Source organism: Reyranella sp., from assembly GCF_004296935.1.
Classification (GTDB): Bacteria; Pseudomonadota; Alphaproteobacteria; order Reyranellales; family Reyranellaceae; genus Reyranella.
On record NZ_SCVH01000017.1, the window covers coordinates 54,736 to 71,562 of the forward strand.

General features: G+C 63.3%; 20 protein-coding genes and 2 tRNA genes. 14 read left to right on the plus strand and 8 right to left on the minus strand.

Translation table 11 applies throughout. From position 1 onward, the window contains the following. Positions 1-198: 198 nt before the first annotated feature. Positions 199-1,380: a GTP cyclohydrolase II gene (gene ribA / locus EPO55_RS01900; RefSeq protein ID WP_296334690.1), complete on the minus strand. Its 1,182-nt coding sequence runs from the start codon at positions 1,378-1,380 to the stop codon at positions 199-201. A gap of 115 nt (positions 1,381-1,495) precedes the next feature. On the opposite strand from ribA, the gene EPO55_RS01905 reads away from it, so the two are divergent. Then, positions 1,496-2,194, plus strand: coding sequence for a response regulator transcription factor (locus tag EPO55_RS01905; RefSeq protein ID WP_296334691.1), 699 nt, complete (start codon positions 1,496-1,498; stop codon positions 2,192-2,194). 75 nt (positions 2,195-2,269) lie between these two features. Then, the gene (locus EPO55_RS01910) at positions 2,270-3,337 is read left to right on the plus strand and encodes a ferritin-like domain-containing protein (RefSeq protein ID WP_296334692.1); all 1,068 of its coding nucleotides are present in this window, start codon (positions 2,270-2,272) and stop codon (positions 3,335-3,337) included. A 24-nt stretch (positions 3,338-3,361) separates the two neighbouring features. Here EPO55_RS01910 and EPO55_RS01915 read toward each other — a convergent pair whose 3' ends face one another. After that, the gene (locus EPO55_RS01915) at positions 3,362-4,381 is read right to left on the minus strand and encodes a ferredoxin--NADP reductase (protein ID WP_296334693.1); all 1,020 of its coding nucleotides are present in this window, start codon (positions 4,379-4,381) and stop codon (positions 3,362-3,364) included. Between the two features lie 150 nt (positions 4,382-4,531). On the opposite strand from EPO55_RS01915, the gene EPO55_RS01920 reads away from it, so the two are divergent. After that, on the plus strand, positions 4,532-5,599 hold the full coding sequence (locus EPO55_RS01920) for a ferritin-like domain-containing protein (protein ID WP_296334694.1): 1,068 nt from the start codon (positions 4,532-4,534) through the stop codon (positions 5,597-5,599). A gap of 61 nt (positions 5,600-5,660) precedes the next feature. Here EPO55_RS01920 and EPO55_RS01925 read toward each other — a convergent pair whose 3' ends face one another. The 3 genes from EPO55_RS01925 to EPO55_RS01935 all read right to left on the minus strand — a co-directional run bounded on the left by EPO55_RS01925 (position 5,661) and on the right by EPO55_RS01935 (position 7,164). Next, complete coding sequence (locus tag EPO55_RS01925; protein ID WP_296334695.1) at positions 5,661-6,317, minus strand: hypothetical protein; 657 nt, start codon at positions 6,315-6,317, stop codon at positions 5,661-5,663. An 11-nt stretch (positions 6,318-6,328) separates the two neighbouring features. After that, a complete protein-coding gene (locus tag EPO55_RS01930; protein WP_296334696.1) occupies positions 6,329-6,994 on the minus strand; it encodes a hypothetical protein in 666 nt (221 codons plus the stop codon). Between the two features lie 94 nt (positions 6,995-7,088). Next, a tRNA-Ala gene (locus EPO55_RS01935) sits at positions 7,089-7,164 on the minus strand. Between the two features lie 103 nt (positions 7,165-7,267). Between EPO55_RS01935 and EPO55_RS01940 the strand changes: the two genes are divergently transcribed. The 6 genes from EPO55_RS01940 to folD all read left to right on the plus strand — a co-directional run bounded on the left by EPO55_RS01940 (position 7,268) and on the right by folD (position 10,208). Next, positions 7,268-7,660, plus strand: coding sequence for a RidA family protein (locus EPO55_RS01940; RefSeq protein WP_296334697.1), 393 nt, complete (start codon positions 7,268-7,270; stop codon positions 7,658-7,660). A gap of 15 nt (positions 7,661-7,675) precedes the next feature. Beyond that, positions 7,676-7,906, plus strand: a complete 231-nt coding sequence (locus tag EPO55_RS01945) for a hypothetical protein (protein ID WP_296334698.1) — start codon at positions 7,676-7,678, stop codon at positions 7,904-7,906. 3 nt (positions 7,907-7,909) lie between these two features. Continuing rightward, positions 7,910-8,587 (plus strand): FHA domain-containing protein, encoded by a 678-nt coding sequence (locus EPO55_RS01950; RefSeq protein ID WP_296334699.1) that lies wholly within the window; start codon positions 7,910-7,912, stop codon positions 8,585-8,587. Between the two features lie 96 nt (positions 8,588-8,683). Then, the gene (locus tag EPO55_RS01955) at positions 8,684-8,977 is read left to right on the plus strand and encodes a YggT family protein (protein ID WP_296334700.1); all 294 of its coding nucleotides are present in this window, start codon (positions 8,684-8,686) and stop codon (positions 8,975-8,977) included. Positions 8,978-8,986: 9 nt separating this feature from the next. Further along, positions 8,987-9,298, plus strand: a complete 312-nt coding sequence (locus EPO55_RS01960) for a DUF167 domain-containing protein (protein WP_296334701.1) — start codon at positions 8,987-8,989, stop codon at positions 9,296-9,298. Next, positions 9,291-10,208, plus strand: a complete 918-nt coding sequence (gene folD / locus EPO55_RS01965) for a bifunctional methylenetetrahydrofolate dehydrogenase/methenyltetrahydrofolate cyclohydrolase FolD (RefSeq protein WP_296334702.1) — start codon at positions 9,291-9,293, stop codon at positions 10,206-10,208. The genes EPO55_RS01960 and folD overlap by 8 nt, the downstream gene beginning before the upstream one ends. An 82-nt stretch (positions 10,209-10,290) precedes the next feature. On the opposite strand, the gene EPO55_RS01970 is transcribed toward folD, so the two are convergent. Both EPO55_RS01970 and EPO55_RS01975 read right to left on the minus strand, forming a co-directional pair. Beyond that, the gene (locus EPO55_RS01970; RefSeq protein WP_296334703.1) at positions 10,291-11,214 is read right to left on the minus strand and encodes a zinc ABC transporter substrate-binding protein; all 924 of its coding nucleotides are present in this window, start codon (positions 11,212-11,214) and stop codon (positions 10,291-10,293) included. Positions 11,215-11,244: 30 nt separating this feature from the next. Beyond that, positions 11,245-11,736: a prolyl-tRNA synthetase associated domain-containing protein gene (locus EPO55_RS01975; RefSeq protein ID WP_296334704.1), complete on the minus strand. Its 492-nt coding sequence runs from the start codon at positions 11,734-11,736 to the stop codon at positions 11,245-11,247. 190 nt (positions 11,737-11,926) lie between these two features. Here EPO55_RS01975 and rfbA point away from each other — a divergent pair, with 190 nt between their 5' ends. From rfbA to EPO55_RS02000, 5 genes are all read left to right on the plus strand, one after another. Then, the gene (gene rfbA / locus EPO55_RS01980; RefSeq protein WP_296334705.1) at positions 11,927-12,793 is read left to right on the plus strand and encodes a glucose-1-phosphate thymidylyltransferase RfbA; all 867 of its coding nucleotides are present in this window, start codon (positions 11,927-11,929) and stop codon (positions 12,791-12,793) included. Positions 12,794-12,871: 78 nt separating this feature from the next. Continuing rightward, positions 12,872-12,946 (plus strand) — tRNA-Gly (locus tag EPO55_RS01985). 292 nt (positions 12,947-13,238) lie between these two features. After that, positions 13,239-14,105 (plus strand): exonuclease domain-containing protein, encoded by an 867-nt coding sequence (locus EPO55_RS01990; protein WP_296334706.1) that lies wholly within the window; start codon positions 13,239-13,241, stop codon positions 14,103-14,105. 23 nt (positions 14,106-14,128) lie between these two features. Next, positions 14,129-14,971, plus strand: coding sequence for an HNH endonuclease (locus tag EPO55_RS01995; RefSeq protein WP_296334707.1), 843 nt, complete (start codon positions 14,129-14,131; stop codon positions 14,969-14,971). Between the two features lie 33 nt (positions 14,972-15,004). After that, positions 15,005-15,709 carry a hypothetical protein gene (locus tag EPO55_RS02000; protein WP_296334708.1) on the plus strand — a complete coding sequence of 235 codons (705 nt, stop codon included), beginning with the start codon at positions 15,005-15,007 and terminating at the stop codon, positions 15,707-15,709. Between the two features lie 52 nt (positions 15,710-15,761). Here EPO55_RS02000 and EPO55_RS02005 read toward each other — a convergent pair whose 3' ends face one another. Next, positions 15,762-16,820: a restriction endonuclease gene (locus EPO55_RS02005; RefSeq protein WP_296334709.1), complete on the minus strand. Its 1,059-nt coding sequence runs from the start codon at positions 16,818-16,820 to the stop codon at positions 15,762-15,764. Between the last annotated feature and the right edge of the window lie 7 nt (positions 16,821-16,827).

Sequence of the window (16,827 nt, forward strand, 5' to 3'; positions counted from 1 at the left end):
CGTCATGTCGTCGATATCGGGTGGGCGGATGAATTTCCGAACAGGTCCGCGATTCGGCGCTGTGGCCGAACGCCCCCGGACCTGTGCCGCGCGATTCACCCAGGCCGTTGGCGACGCTGGCGAAATCGCCGCGAGCGGCACACGCCCCGGCACACCTGGCGACTTTTTGCGGCACGCTTCGTGTGCCGCTGCCGGTTGTCAGAGCAGGTGGCCCGCTCGCTCGGCCTTGGTGCGCAGGTAGTTCTCGTTGTGTCCGTTGGCCGGGAAGGCATGGGCCACGCGCTCGGCGACCTCGATGCCGTAGCGCTCCAGCCCGCGGATCTTCTCCGGATTGTTGGTCATGAGCCGCACCCGCTGGATGCCCATGCGGGCCAGCATGGTCGCGGCCGGCGCATAGATGCGCTCGTCGGCGTCGAAGCCGAGCTGCTCGTTGGCGTCGATGGTATCGAAGCCGTCGTCCTGGAGTTCGTAGGCGCGCAGCTTGTTCACGAGTCCGATGCCGCGGCCTTCCTGCGCGAGATAGAGCAGTACGCCCGAACCCTGCTTGGCGATCTCGGCGATGGCGCCGCGCAGCTGCACGCCGCAGTCGCAGCGCAGCGAGCCCAGCAGGTCGCCGGTGAAGCATTCGGAATGGAGCCTGATCAGCACCGGCTCGGTCGGATCGATTTCGCCGACCACGATGGCGAGATGCTCCTTGCCGCCGTCGCTCGGCCGCCAGGCGAGGATACGGGCATTCTCGGCGCCTTCGAGCGGCACATGCGCCTGCGCCACCTGTTGCAGGGTGCGCGAGGCGGTGTCCTCGTAGGCCAGGATGTCGGCGGCCTCGACATAGATCAGGTCCTGATCGCGCGCCCAGTCGCGCCGCTTGTTGTTGGGGTCGCCGCTGAGCGGGCCCAGCACCACGGCGGGCAGCAGGCGCGCGAGCTTGGCGAGTTCGATCGCGGTCTGGGCGATCAGCGGCGCGTGGCTCGCCACCGGCCGCGACAGCTGGCGCAATGCCACATGTCGTGCAGTGGCGCCTTTGTGATCGGCCGGCGTGCTTTCGTGCGGCTGCAGGATGACGTCGACCGGCACGCCGTCGGGCAGGTCGAGGGTGATCGGCTTGTTGGTCTCGCCCATGCCGCCGGCGATGTGGGGCGGGATCTCCATGCCGATCGCCTCGGCGCGGCGGCGCGTGGTGACCAGCACGGGCGCTGCCTGGGCCAGGCCCTGGAGGCGCTGGAGAGCCCGCGGGCCGCAGGATTCGGCGGCAATCACCAGGCCGCCGGCGCCATCGTCGGCGCGGATCAGGACGATGCCGCCCCGGCGCAATTCGGCCATGGCGCGTTCGACGGCGGCGAGCGCTGTTGCCGTACGGGAATGAACCTGACCCGGGATCATGCTTTCCTTTACCATGGGGCGGGTATTAGCCGAAGTGAACCGCTTTTTCCCCTTCACCGTACCAGATAGAGTGGCCCGGATAATGTGGGGCGCGCAGCGCGCAGGTAGCATCAGCATGTCTGTAAACAATCGTGGCAAGAAAATCCTGCTGGTCGACGACGACCAGGCGTTGCGTACCGTCCTGGCCGAACAGCTCGATCTCTATGACGGCTTCACCACCATCCAGGTCGGCACCGCCGCCGAGGGGCTGGAAAAGGCCAAGCTCGCCCATTACGACGCCATCCTGCTCGACATCGGCCTGCCCGACATGGACGGCCGCGAGCTCTGCAAGCTGATGCGGCGCCAGGGCGTGCGCTCGCCCGTCATCATGCTCACCGCCGCCGACAGCGATGCCGATACGATCCTGGGCCTCGAATCGGGGGCCAACGACTACGTCACCAAGCCCTTCCGCATCAACGTCCTGCTGGCCCGGCTGCGCGCCCACCTGCGCCAGCACGAGCGCAGCGAGGACGCGGTCATGACCATCGGGCCCTACGAATTCCACCCGGCGGCCAAGCTGCTGATGGAGAAGGGCGGCAAGAAGAAGGTCCGGCTCACCGACAAGGAAGCCTCGATCCTGAAGTACCTGTTCCGCGCCGGCGACCGTCCGGTGGCGCGCGACGTGCTGCTGAACGAGGTCTGGGGCTACAACGCCGGCGTCACCACCCACACGCTGGAAACCCACATCTATCGCCTGCGCCAGAAGATCGAGAAGGACCCGGCCAGCGCCGCCATCCTGATCACCGACCGGGGCGGCTATCGCCTGCAGCCGTAATCGACTTGCCAAAAGGTGACCGCTGCGTCATCTTTTTGCCAACCAGACAGAACAATCGCCCGGGAGGGCTCCGCCATGAGCACGCAGCGCATCTACGCCCTGCCCGTCGAACTCACCCAATGGAAGTTCGATGGCGCGACCGATCTCCAGTTCAATTGGGAGTACGACGACGGCTCGGCGCCGCTGCTCGAGCTCTACGAAAAGGGCAAGCAGCAGCAGTGGGACGCCAGCACGCGGCTCGACTGGTCGCTCGAGCTCAATCCCGACAATCCGATGGAGCTCAAGGACGAGGCGATCTCGATCTACGGCACGGATTACTGGAACAAGATGACCGACAAGGAGCGAAACTGGCTCCGGCTGCATCTGCAGGCCAATTCGATCTCCCAGTTCATGCACGGCGAGCAGGGCGCGTTGATCGCGACCGCCAAGATCGTGGGCACGGTCCCGGACATGAACGCCAAGTTCTATGCCGCCACGCAGGTGATGGACGAGGCCCGCCATGTCGAGGCCTACAAGCGGCTGCTGCATGAGAAGTTCAAGGTCGCCTATCCGATCAACAAGGCGCTGAAGACCCTGCTCGAGCAGACGCTGACCGACCGGCGCTGGGACATGACCTACCTCGGCATGCAGGTGCTGATCGAGGGGCTGGCGCTCGCCGCCTTCCAGTCGATCCGCGACAAGGCCGGCAACACCCTGGCCGGTGCGGTCAACGCCTACGTCATGCAGGACGAGGCGCGTCACGTTTCCTTCGGCCGCCTGGCGTTGCGCGAATATTATCCGCATCTTTCCGATGCCGAGCGCGACGAGCGCGAGGAGTTCGTTGTCGAGGCGCTCTACTTCATGCGCGACCGGTTCAACCAGTCGGAAGTGTGGGAGCGGCTCGGCCTGCCGGCCAAGACGCTCGACGACATCCACTACAATTCCAAGCAGATGAATTCCTTCCGCGGCCGGCTGTTCAGCCGCGTCGTGCCGACGGTGAAGGACATCGGCCTGTGGGGCCCGCGCGTGCGCAAGGCCTTCGGCGAGATGGGCGTGATGGAATACGCCGATATCAACGTCGTCGAACAGCTCGCCAACGACGGCAAGGTGGCCGAGGAGTTCGACAAGAAGATGTTCGTCGAGAAGGCGATCGCGGCGGAGTGAGCGGGTAGCTACACGACGTCGCCCTCAGACGACGTCATAAGTGATCTCGACCTCGGGGCCGAAGCAATGGCCCTGGCAGGTGAGGATCCAGCCGTTGGCGAGATCGTCGTCAGTGTAGATGTCGTTGTTGGCCAGCACGATCTTGCCCTTGACGCGCTTGGCCGCGCATGAGGCGCAGAAGCCTTCCTCGCACGACGACAGCGGATTGAGCCCGGCGGCGCGCGCCGCGACCAGGATCGTCTGGCCCTTCTGGTAGGGCACCTTGTGTGTCTTGCCCTCGAAATGGATGGTGATTTCGCTCGGGATCACGTCGCCGTCCGCGGCCTCGACCGGCACCGCGTCGTTGCCCGACGCCTCGAAGCGCTCGATGCGCACGCGCTCGCGCGGCATGCCGGCGCCCAGAAGGGTGTTCTCGACCAGCGTCATGAACGGGCCGGGACCGCAGAGATAGGCCTCGGCGTTCTCGAATCCCTTCAGCGCGGCCAGGATTTCCTCGGGCTTGGTCAGGCCCTGCGTGGCGTCGAGATGGTGGATCACCTCGAGGCGTCCGGAGTTGGCCTTCACCAGGGCCTCGAACTCGGTGTCGAAGATGATCGAGGGCTTGTCTCGGTTGGCGTAGAACAGGCGCATCCGGCGGGAGCTGCTTTTGAGTGCGCTCTTGATCAGCGCCATCATGGGCGTGATGCCGCTGCCGCCGCCGAACAGCAGCAGCGGCTGATCGCCGTCGCCCAGCACGAAGCGGCCGGCCGGGGGCAGGACGTCCAGCGTGCCGCCTTCCTTCAGCGTGTCGTGAAACCAGTTGGAGCCCTTGCCGCCATCGACGCGCTTCACCGTCACCTTGGGCAGGCCGTCGATCCCCGGTGCGCTGGACAGCGAATAGCAGCGGTTGAAGGCGCCGTCGGCGTGCGGCACCCGGAAGGTCAGGAACTGGCCTGCCCGGTACTGGAACTTCGCCGCCAGATCGGCTGGAACCTCGAGCACGAAAGAGCGCGCATCTGACGTTTCCTGGATGATTTTGGCGATGCGCAACTGATGATAGGCCATGGGAAAATCCGTGCTCACGTACCCTGAAAACCGCGGGACTCGTCTAACAGCTTGTGATAGTTTCCGGCTAGAAAAATGAACGGAGCGTCATGTTTGCCGCTCCGGCCCCCCGGGATGGGACCGCTTTCAGCGTCAGGAGGCAAGAGACACATGAGCACACAGAAGATCTACGCGCTGCCGGTCGAAACGACGGGCTGGAAATTCGATGGCGCCACCGAGATTGCCTTCAACTGGGAATACGACGAAGGCTCGTCCGACCTGCTGAACCTCTACGAGAAGGGCAAGCAGCAGCAGTGGGACACCACCACGCGCATCGACTGGAGCCAGGAGCTGTTCGAAGGCAACCCGATGGGCATGGCCGACGAATCGATCCCGATCTACGGCTCGCCCTTCTGGGAAAAGATGACCGACAAGGAGAAGGACTGGCTGCGCTTCAACCTGCAGTGCCATTCGATCTGCCAGTTCATGCACGGCGAGCAGGGCGCGCTGATCGCCACCGCCAAGATCGTCAACACCGTTCCGGACATGAACGCCAAGTTCTACGCCGCCACCCAGGTGATGGACGAGGCCCGCCACGTCGAGAGCTACAAGCGGCTGATCCACGAGAAGTTCAAGTGCGCCTATCCGATCACGCCGTCGCTCAAGCAGCTGCTCGAGCAGACGCTGACCGACCGCCGCTGGGACATGACCTATCTCGGCATGCAGGTGATGATCGAAGGTCTGGCGCTCGCCGCCTTCCAGCGCATCCGCGACAGTGCCAAGAACAACCTGGCGGCGTCGGTCAATGCCTACGTCATGCAGGACGAGGCGCGCCACGTCACCTTCGGGCGCATGGCGCTGCGCGAATACTATCCGCACCTCTCCGATGCCGAACGTGCCGAGCGCGAGGAGTTCGTCGTCGAGGCGCTCTACTTCATGCGCGACCGCTTCAACCAGGCCGAGGTCTGGATGCGCTCGGGCCTGCCGGTCGATAAGCTGATGGAGTACGCTTACAATTCGGGCGCCATGCAGGCGTTCCGCTCCAGGCTCTTCACCCGCATCGTGCCGATCCTCAAGGAGATCGGCCTGTTCGGACCCAAGGTGCAGAAGGCGCTGGGCGACATGGGCGTGATGGAATACGCCAAGATCGACATCAACCAGCTGATCGGCAACGACCTCAAGGTCGCCGACGACTTCGACAAGAAGAAGTTCGTGCAGGACTCGATCGCGGCCGAATAGCGATCCTTCGATCGAGATCAAAAAAGGGGGCGCATGGCGCCCCCTTTCTATTTGCCCGGTGTCATTTGCAGGCGTCGATCCTGGGCGGCGCGTCGAGCACGGTCGCCACCTTCGAGATGTCGAGGCAGCGCGTGCCGATCCACGCCCTGCCCTGCACGAAGATCGCGAACCGCGCGAAGGCGTCGGCCTGCTCGGCCGGCGTCGGCCGGTTGCGGGCCAGCAGCCAGGCCAGCGCATAGATGTTGCTGGTGGCGAAGTCGGCCGCCGCCACGTCGAGGTCCTTCGCCCAGAGAGCGGCGTTCTTCTGCGCAGCGCCGCTGGGATCGGGCAGGCCGGCGAGCCAGGCATGCGCATTGGAGGCCATCGCATAGGCCCCGCCATTCTGGTTGCGCAGCGCCTTCGCCTGTTCGGCCACGCCGACATAGCCCTGTCCTTCGATCGTGCTGTTGGCGCAGCCGCGGCGGCAGAGCGCGACGAACGACAGGTACTCGGCCAGGATGATCTCGACGTTGCCGTTGTTGTGCTTGCGCCAGGCGCGCGCAAGGTTCCAGCCCTGCGTGAGCTCCACGCCCGACCACGGCTTGGCAGCCTGAGGCGTGTCGCGTTCGAGTTCGCCGATCACCGCCTGCGCCGCGGATTGCCATTCGGCGGGGATCTGCGCGGCGGCCGGCGCGGCAGCGAGCAGGACCAGCAGCAGGATCGAGATCGCTCGCCTCATCGTGGTGCTCCCTAATATTTGCGGGCCGTCTTGCGATCGCGGCTTTCGTATTGAAGCAGGTTGTCGGCACGCATCACGGTGGCGTCGGGCGGCATGAGCCAGCGCATCTGAACCGGCTTGATCAGCCGGTAGTGACGCGCATCGTCGACGGCGGCACCGACATCCCAGCAGTTCTCCTCGTTGGTGATCCACATACCGGGCGCAAAGCGGCGCAGGTCGACCGATGCCGAATAGGTGCGAAGCGTCTTGCGGCCGTTGTTGAAATATTCGTGGAAGTACGACATCGCGAGCTCGCGAAGGCTGCGATAGACGGGATCGCGCCAGCGCAGCCAGGCGTGGTTGCTCTTGGAGATCGCGCCCCAACAGCCGTTGCGGCGGAACAGGGCGACGACATGGTCGGAATCGCCCTGGGCGGCCGTCAGGTCCATGAGCAGCGGCGGATCGCCATGCAGCCACAGCGCGCAGGCCGCGACGAAGGCGGCTTCGATGCAATGCGCCTTGCGGTGGCGCAGCACGCCGCGGACCGACCGCAGGGTATCGCCTTCCTGCTCGAAATTGGCGGGCAGGCCGGCGACGAACTCCTGCACGCGCTGCGGCGTGCGCAATGCGGCCAGAACGCGGCCCTCGTCGGCCGAGAGGCCGAGGTCGCCTGAGATGGGCTGTTTGCGTCTGCGCATTGACTGCAATAGTGCCGCGAGGACGTGCGGCAAGCCAGTGAATGCGGCCAGAGAAGCGGGTCGTGAAGCGGGTCGTGAAGCGGGTCGGGGTGGTTGGTGGAGCTGAGGGGGATCGAACCCCTGACCTCCTCATTGCGAACGAGGCGCTCTCCCAGCTGAGCTACAGCCCCCTCCGACCCGGAGAACCGCGCGGATAATGGTTGCCGGGCCACCTGTCAAGCAAACCGGTCTATGTTAGCGTCCTGCCGGCTTTTTCGACGGAGAGGTAAACCAGTGGCAAACGGCAAGAAGGCGGTTCAGACGGAGGCGGCGCCCAAGGCGCTCGGACCTTACGCGCAGGCGATCGTGGCCAACGGGATGGTCTTCTGCGCGGGGCAAATCCCCCTCGATCCGGCCACGGGAAACATCGTCACGGGCGGCATCGCCGAACAGACGCACCAGGTGCTGAAGAACCTGCGCGCCGTGCTGAAGGCGGCCGGCAGCGATCTCGATCGCTCGGTCAAGACCACCGTGTTCCTGAAGAGCATGGACAGCTTCGCCGCCATGAACGAGGTCTACGGCCGGCCGGAATATTTCGGCGCCAACCCGCCCGCCCGCTCGACGGTGGAAGTGGCGCGCCTGCCGCGCGACGTCATGGTCGAGATCGAAGTCGTGGCGCTCGTCTAGCGCGTGGACAATCCCATGGCCTGGATCCTCGGATTTGGCTCGTTCCTGTTGTTCGGGATCGTGGTGCTGCATTTGCTCGTGGCATTGGTGCTGATCATCCCGACCTGGCGGATCTGTACGCGGGCGGGCTTTTCCGGCGCGCTGTCGCTGTTCCACCTCGTGCCGTTGATCGGCTCGTTCATCGTCATGGCGGTGCTGGCCTTCAGCACCTGGCCCAACGGCGAAGCCTCGCCGGGTCGGCGCTAGGTGATGGGCGCGGAGATCGCGGCGCTGATGGGCTTCTTCGGCCTCACCGGGGCCTTTGCCCTCGTCGGCACCGTGCTGGCGGCGTGGATGGCCTGGCGCATCGTCGAGAAGGCGGGCCTGCCGGGATGGACGGGACTGGGCGCGATCCTGCTGACGCTGACCGGCATCGGCACGATCGTGCCGCTGATCCTGCTGTGGGTGTTCGCTTTCATGCGCTGGCCGCGCGATGAGCCCGCCACGGGCGCGGCACCCGGCTTTGCCGGATCGCCCGTCAGAGGACCGACCGCCAGAGGACCGGCCGGTGGTGCGAATCCTTCCGCGCCGCCCGCCCTCGCGCCACCCTCGATGGCATTGGCCGACCGGCGCGGCTGGCAGCTTGCCGGCACGGTCGCCGGTGGCGGGATCGTGGCGCTGGCTGTCGACGGGACGTCTGGAACCTACGTGCTCACGGGGGCGCCCGCGGCACATGCCTCCGATCTTTCGGTGCCCGACCCGTCGGTCGGCAGGCCCCATGCCCGGTTGCTGACGGCAGGCAGCCGGCTGGGTCTCGAGGACCTCGGCAGTCCCGGCGGCACCTTCATCGACGGCGCGCGCCTGTTGCCCGAGCATGGGCCGCGCGACATCAGCGCCGCCCGTGGGATCCGCCTGGGAAGCGTCGAACTTGTCTTGTCTCGCGCCTGAAATGGGCCAAACCTCAAATAGACTTGTGATCGGCAATCCCCGACGAGTAGGGTGCGCGCGGCCGGCAGCCAGCCGGTCTCTGGAGGCGGGGACGCGATGCTGTCGCTAGCGGTGCTGATCGACAAGGTGATCGACATCTATACCTGGATCGTGATTGCGGGTGCGATCATGAGCTGGCTGGTGGCGTTCGGCGTGGTCAATATCAGCAACAAATTCATCCGCATGGCGGTCGATGTGCTTTATCGGCTGACCGAACCGGCGTTGCGTCCGATCCGCCGGATTCTGCCCAACCTCGGCGGCGTCGATATCTCGCCCGTCATCCTGTTGCTCGGCCTGTTCTTCGTCCGCAGCCTGCTGTGGGAATACGTCTGGCCGGCCTTCATTCGCTAGCGCTCCGTCTTGACCGATCCGGCATTCCTGCGCCGCACCGAGCGGGGCGTGACGGTCGAATTGCGCGCCCAGCCCAAGGCGCGCCGCACCGCCCTCGGACATTCCAAGGGGGGTGCGCTGAAAGCCGCGGTGACGGCGCCGGCCGAGGACGGTAAGGCCAACACCGCCGTGGTCGCGCTGCTGGCCGCCGAGTGGCGCCTGCCCCGGTCGGCCTTCGCTGTCCTGAGAGGCGCCGCCGCGCGCGACAAGGTTTTTAGCATTTCCGGTGAGCCTGCGGCGCTCGCCGACCGGATAGCCGAATGGGTGCGCGAACATGGCTGATGCAAAACTGCCTCATGCGAAACTGATAGATGGAAAAGCCTTCGCCCTGGGACTGCGCCAGCGCGTGGGCGCGGGTGTCGCTGAACTGGTGGCGACGGGCGCACCCAAGCCGGGTCTCGCAACGGTTCTGGTCGGCGCCGATCCGGCCAGCCAGGTCTATGTCCGCAGCAAGGGCAAGCTCGCGGCCGAACTCGGCATGGCGAGCTTCGATCACCGGCTGCCCGCCGAGACCACCGAGGCCGAGCTGCTGGCCCTGATCGCGACGCTCAACGCCGACCCCGCCATCAACGGCATCCTGGTGCAGCTTCCGTTGCCCAGGCACATCGACACGTCGCACGTGCTGCTGGCGGTCGATCCGGCCAAGGACGTCGACGGCTTCCATCCCATCAATGTCGGCCGGCTGGGCTCGATCGCCGCGGGCGCGCCGCTCGATTTCCCGGTGCCGTGCACGCCCCTGGGCATCTCGATGCTGCTGCAGGATGCGCTGAAGTCGCTGTCGGGTTTGCATGCCGTCGTCATCGGCCGGTCCAATCTGGTCGGCCGTCCGGTGGCGCAGCTTCTCTTGCGCGCCGATTGCACGGTCACCATCACCCACTCGCGCACGCGCGACCTGCCGGGCCTGTGCCGCCAGGCCGACATCGTCGTCGTCGCCATCGGCAAGCGGGAGTTCGTGCGCGGCGACTGGATCAAGCCCGGCGCCGCGGTGATCGACGTCGGCATCAATCGCATCGTGGCGGCGGAAGGCAAGACGAAGCTGGTGGGCGACGCGGCCTTCGCCGAGATCCTGCCGGTGGCGGGCCATCTGACGCCGGTACCGGGCGGCGTCGGCCCGATGACGGTGGCGTGCCTGATGTTCAACACGCTCCAGGCCGCGAGACGTGCGGCAGGACTGAAGGTGGTTTCGGTCTAGTCTTCGCTGGGAGCGCGCCACTCCAGTGGCGCTCGTGCTTAAGAGAAGATGCGCCACTGGAGTGGCGCGCTCCCAGCAAGATTCAGTTCTTCATCATCCCCGCCACCAGCGCCGTCACGTTGTGGCGCATCATCGCCTCGTAGGTCGCCGCCGGTCCGCCCGGCTTCGACAGCGCGTCGCTGTAGAGACGCGGGCCGACGATGGCGCCCGACTCGCGCGCGATCTGCTCGACCATGCCCGGGTTGGTCATGTTCTCGACGAACAGCGCCTTGATCTTCTGCTCGCGCACCTGCCGGATCAGCGCCGCCACGTCCTTGGCCGACGGCTCGCTCTCGGTGTTGTAGCCGCGCGGCGCCATGAACTGCACGCCATAGGCCTTGGCGAAGTAGCGGAACGAGTCGTGCCCGGTGATCGCCTTGCGCTGGGCCGGCGGCACCTTGCCGATCTCCGCCTTCGCCCACTGGTCGAGGTCGGCCAGCCTCTTGTCATAGGCCGCGGCGCGTTCGCGGTAGGCCGCGGCATTGGCCGGATCGGCCTCGGCGAGACCCTGCGCGATATTGGCCACGTAGCGCCTGACGTGGGCGACGTCCTGCCAGCAGTGCGGATCGGGACCGTGAGCATGGCTGTGGCCCTGGGATGTACCATGTGCCGGTCCGGCCGCGATCGTGGCCACGCCTGTCGATGCCACGACGGCGCGGCCCTTGAAGGGGGCGGCCTTGGCGAGACGATCGATCCAGCCCTCGAACCCCAGGCCGTTGCTCACCAGCGCCTGGGCGGCCGCCAGGGTGCGGGCGTCGGTCGGCCGCGGCTGATAGGTGTGGGCGTCGGTGTCGGGCCCGACGAGGGTCGACAGCTCGACGCGCTCGCCGCCGACCTCGCCCACGAGATCGCCCAGGATCGAAAAGGTCGCCACGACCCTGATCCTGGCCCCCGTTGAGGTGGTTTGGGCGGAGGCGGGCAGGACGGCCAGCAGCGGCGCTGCCGACAGCAGGAAACGACGAAACATACCGTTATAATATAACGTCAACCCGGAACATCAAACGGGAAAGTCGAGCCACAGCGGGGTGTGACCGGTGGCCGCGAACAGCCGCAGCAGATCCGCCGAAGCGATCGCCGTCGTCATGGTGTTGACCAGGGGATGGGCGTTGATGGGCCCGCCTTCTGTGAGGCCGCGGTCGAGCGCCAGTCTCACCACCTGCGTCTCGTCATTGACCAGGGCGAACGGCGTCACCGATCCGGGCTCGACGCCAAGCACGCGCCGCAGCCGCTCGGGGCTGCCGAACGACAGCCGGCCGGCGCCCAGGGCTTCTCCCAGCCGCTTGAGGTCGATGGCGCGATCTTCCAGCGCCACCACCAGCCACATCTCCTCCTTCTTGTTGCGCAGGAAGAGGTTCTTGATGTGATGCCCGGGCAGGTTGCCGCGCAGCGCCTTGGCCTCCTCGACGGTGAAGACCGGCGGGTGCTCGACGGTGTGCTGCGCGATCCCCAGCGCCTCGAGTTTGGCGAATAGTTGTTGCGGGTCGTACATGGGGCCTGTCAGAGCATATCTCGTTGTGAAAGACCTACCTCATCCTGAGGAGCGCCGCGAAGCGGCGCGTCTCGAAGGATGGGCAACGGGGGGTGCCGGTAGCCCACCCTTCGAGACGGCTGCTTCGCAGCCTCCTCAGGGTGAGGTTTGTATGATTCCATGTTCACGGAACACACCCTAGAGTGTCGGCATGAAAGGTATCGTTCTGGCGGGAGGCAGCGGCACGCGGCTTTACCCGATGACACGGGCCGCCAACAAGCAGCTCTTGCCCGTCTACAACAAGCCGATGGTCTACTATCCGCTGACCACCCTGATGCTGGCGGGTTGTCGCGAGATCCTGCTGGTCGTCAATCCGCAGGACGTCGAGTCCTACCGCCGCCTGTTCGGCGACGGCCGCCAATGGGGACTGGAGATCAGCTACGCCGCCCAGGAACGGCCCGGCGGCATCGCCGAGGTCTTCCTCGTGGGCAGGAATTTCATCGGCAACAGCCGCGTCGGCCTGATCCTGGGGGACAATCTCTTCTACGGCGATTCGCTGCCGGAGGTTGCCCAGCGCGGCGCCAACGGCCGGGGCGCGGTGATCTACGCCTACTGGGTGTCCGATCCGCAGGCCTACGGCGTCGTCGAATTCGATGCCGAGGGCCGGCCGACGAGCATCGTCGAGAAGCCGAAAAATCCGCGCTCGAACTGGGCCGTCACCGGTCTCTATTTCTACGACTCCGACGTTTGCGATGTTGCGGCCGGGATGCCGCGTTCGGCGCGCGGCGAGCTGGAGATCAGCGACGTCAACGCCCACTACCTGAAGGCGGGCCGGCTGACCGTCGAGAAGCTCGGCCGCGGCTATGCCTGGCTCGACACCGGCACGCCGTCCAGCCTGCTGAAGGCCGCCCAGTTCGTCGAGACGGTCGAGGATCGCCAGGGCCTGCAGATCGGCAGCCCCGAGGAGGTCGCCTGGCGCAAGGGCTACGTCGACGATGCCGCGTTCGCGCGTCTCATCGAGCCCATAAAGGAAAGCGAATACGGCAAATACCTGCAGCGTCTGCTCGCCCGCGGCTGAGTTTTTGGCGGGCTTGCCAAGGCGCGGAAAAACCCCTATCACCACCGCCTTCCGGCACCTACCCGGCCGGATCGGAGCGCGGGCGTAGCTCAGGGGTAGAGCACGACCTTGCCAAGGTCGGGGTCGAGGGTTCGAATCCCTTCGCCCGCTCCAATTTTCTTCCCGTCCTTGCAGTGGTTTTGGCCGCTTCGGCATGCCCCGCCGACTGGACTGGTGCGCAGCTAATTGTACGCGCTGCGCCGTTGTTGCGCGTTCGGCGTCCCGGAGGTGTTCGCCTTGACCGGATGCGCTCTGGCTTCTCAGCCTTCCTTTTGCAATCGATTGCAAATCTGCTGACAGATAACTGGTCGCACCCGCGCAGGAATTTGCAACCATTGCGAAAAGACCGCCAGTTGGCCCACTATCCAGTCCTTAACGCAAAGCGGAAACGGGCCGGGGGGCGAGCGTGCGCTTCGTTGCAATGGACGCTGAGACAGCCAATGCCGACTTGAGCAGCATATGCCAAGTTGGCGCAGTTGAATTTGAGAATGGAGAAGTTCGTCGGACCTTTTCAACACTGGTTGACCCGGACGACTACTTCGACCCGATAAACGTCAGCATCCACGGCATTGACGAAGACAAGGTGCGGGGCGCGCCGAAGTTGGCAGCGGTTCATCCTCAACTTGCCGATTTCGTAACGGGCCACACGGTTGTTTCCCACTCGTTCTTTGATAGGGCCGCACTTAGACAAGCGGAGAGTCGCTACACGCTAAGAGGCATCGAATGCCAATGGTTAGATACCACAATGGTCGTCCGACGTACTTGGACGCAGTATGCCCATAGGGGGTATGGGCTAGAGAATTTGGCTCGTGATCTTGGCATCAAATTTCGTCACCACGATGCAGCAGAAGATGCGCGCACTACCGGACTGATCTTGTTGCGCGCTCTAAGCGAAACGAAGATGACGCTTGAGGAATGCCTTGCGCGCGTGAAGCTGCCAATCAATCTGGCTGACACTGAACCATTACGGCGTACAGGAAACGTAGAGGGACAATTCTTTGGTGAAGTTGCTGTGTTTACCGGCGCTCTTTCAATGCCACGCCGCAAGGCCGCGGACATGGCAGCGGCAGTAGGCTGTCGCGTTGACACCGGTGTGACCAAGGAAACAACGCTGTTGATCGTTGGCGATCAAGATGTAGCGCGTCTTGCAGGCGGGGCTACGCGAAGCAGCAAGCAATTGAAGGCCGAAGCGCTGATTGCGAAGGGGCAATTCCTCCGCATTCTCAGAGAGACCGACTTTGCTGCGATGTGCTCTCTGCAACCCACGATCTAACGCGACATAGTCGAGCAGCCACAATGCCCGACCATCGCCAGTACGTCATGGAATACCGGGAGTACGGCGGCGGACCACCCACAAGACTGTTGTGCTTTGATCTTCGCCGTGTGGGAGACGATGCGCTTCTTGCGACGTACGGTGGAGGTCGTCACCTATTGAACCGCGCCAGAATTGTTTCTTTGGCAGATGCCCAAACCGGAGAGGTGATTTCGGATTTAGATAGTCACATCGTGTGGCCGACAACGGTGCCTGCAGTTGACATTCAGAAAATTAGGCAGCGTGACAAGTGGGAGTGGGACAAAAAGTATTGCTTGCGGGTTATCGAAAATCATTTTCGCAACAAGCTATTCGCCCTGTTCGACTACAGCTGCGTGAAATGCTCTAAGCCCGGCATCTTACGGACCGACTTCAAGTCGATGGAGCATGTGCCGTTTTGGCGTGGCCTCGAGCGAGATCATCATGTTCCCATTAGTCTGGGTGGCCGGTTGACGCCGGGGAACATCGGAGTGTTGTGCACGTCGTGTAACAGCCGAAAGAACGAGAAATCTCCGCAATCATTCTACACTGCCAGCGAACTAGGTAGGGTTCAACGCTACCTCGACAAAGAGGAACCAATGCTGCGCTTCAAGTTCGATTGGGAGGCTTGGCGTCAAGATCGCGCGCAATACCTAACCGGACTCGGCATAGGTCAAGGACTTGTCAATGAAGTGCTGACCAACGAGGACCACCGCTACTACGCACCGCCGTCGTCCTCGGCACAGATCGAATTCACAATAGCTGTCGACCTGAAAGAAGTTATCAAAGAGATCGAGAAGCAAAACAAAGGTCGGGCAGCTACAGGTGATGGAGAAGTAGAGACGTAGTCACAGCTAGAGCAATTCGCGAGGGCACAGTCTATGGAAGTTGTAGACGACGATACGGGGCTGCCGTTCGATTTGTATGTGACCGACGAGATCGCACAGGCATTGCGCGAACACTACAACCGATGCCAGCACGAGAAGACAGATATTCGCGAAGTGACGCTTAGTAATGGTGCACAGCATTTCTATAGACAATGCTTGCGATGCGGAGAGCTAACCAGAAGTGCGATCGCAAAGATTTCAGTAGCGGGTAAAGTGCCACCAAAGGACGAAGGCATCTGCGAACGATGGAAAGCGCAACAAGAGCGCGCCTATGCGAACATGATGCAACGATTTGTGCGGGCGCAACGGTCGGAAAGCGACGAATGGAGCCGCAGCTATGATGAGTATTTGAAGTCGCCGCAGTGGAGAAGCAAGCGAGACAAAGTTTTGAAGCGTGCGAGCGGTACTTGCGAAGGCTGTGGCGAACGACCGGCTACTCAGGTCCACCATCTGACCTACAAGCACGTTCGCGAAGAATTTTTGTTCGAGTTGGTCGCGTTGTGCGATGTATGTCACGACAGGATTCATCCAAAGCCGGATTTGGACGAAGGCATTGAGCATGTCTGTGCGGGCTGCAGGTGGCAATCGAGTGAAGACTATAAGGATTGGTGCGCGCAATTTGAGGTGGCCGCCGTGGCTGCCCTTGCTGAAGGTGGCCAGTGCGGAAAAGATCGAAAAGGCTATGAGCCATTGCGGTAGTGAGTAGGCAGTTCTAGGGGGGCAGTCGTGCGGGACCAGATATCGAGTGAGGTTATCCCTTTTCGATATCTGACAGTTTCATCGTCATCTCGGAGCCGCCAGATGGCTCGATCCCATCAAATTCGGAGAATTGTTCGAACGACTTGAGTTTAACGGTGATTATCGATCCATTCTGATAGATGGCTTCCGATGCCTCCGTCGGAGGTTTGAGATCGGCAAGCTGCGTGACTTGTTCTTCCTGTGAACGAGAAGCCGTCGTGACCAGATTCTTCACGCAGTCTTCGACTGCTAAGACGAACCCATATTTCTCGCCACGGTCGATTAGAAGTCGAGACTGATTGATCTTGAGGCCAATCCTGAAGCTGATGCGCGGCACGATCAACGTATGCCCATCGGCAAGAAGCAGCATTGGCTTTTCCGGGGCGAAATTCACCCGAATGACTCGCTTTGTCTCGCCGTCAAACGACCCGTTGAAATCCAGCCGCAGTGGCTTGTAGGCAAGTTTGGTTGTAACGTTTGCGAGCCGAAGGACTAGTTCTTCTAACGTGGTGTCGTTTTGATCCGCCACCTTAATTGGAGTCGCGGATATGTTGTCGGGAAACCCGAGCCGGATATCGAGCTTCAGGGGCCTCGTGGGAGGTAGGCCGAATGGATAAACCGGCATTTCGAAGGCGCCAAGTGCCGTCGATATGATGTGCAGCCAGATATCAACGTGCCGACCGGGAAGCCCCCATTCAACGTCAGTTGGCTCTCGAAGCCGAAACAACGAAATGCCTTCGTGTCGCGCTTGGTCGATTGCGCCGCTTTGAAAGCCTTCTGTGGAGAAGATGACGCCGCGGGACGCACCGACTTCTCGGATCGTCGTGGCTAGTGCATCTACATGCAGCCTTTCGATTGGTGCATTTCGATACTTGCACTCGACTACTATCAGGTGCTCATAGAGGCCTTCCTTGTGGCGCACGAGCACGTCAATTTGACGCGGAGCGCCTGAGCGGCCTGGTAGTGTGACGTTGTGTTCCACGGTCACAGACCCCGTCTCATGTAGCTGCGCCACGAGACGTTCAAAGCCTCCCCAATCCGAAACCAAGTCCGATAAAGTCTTGCCTGCCATTTGGGCG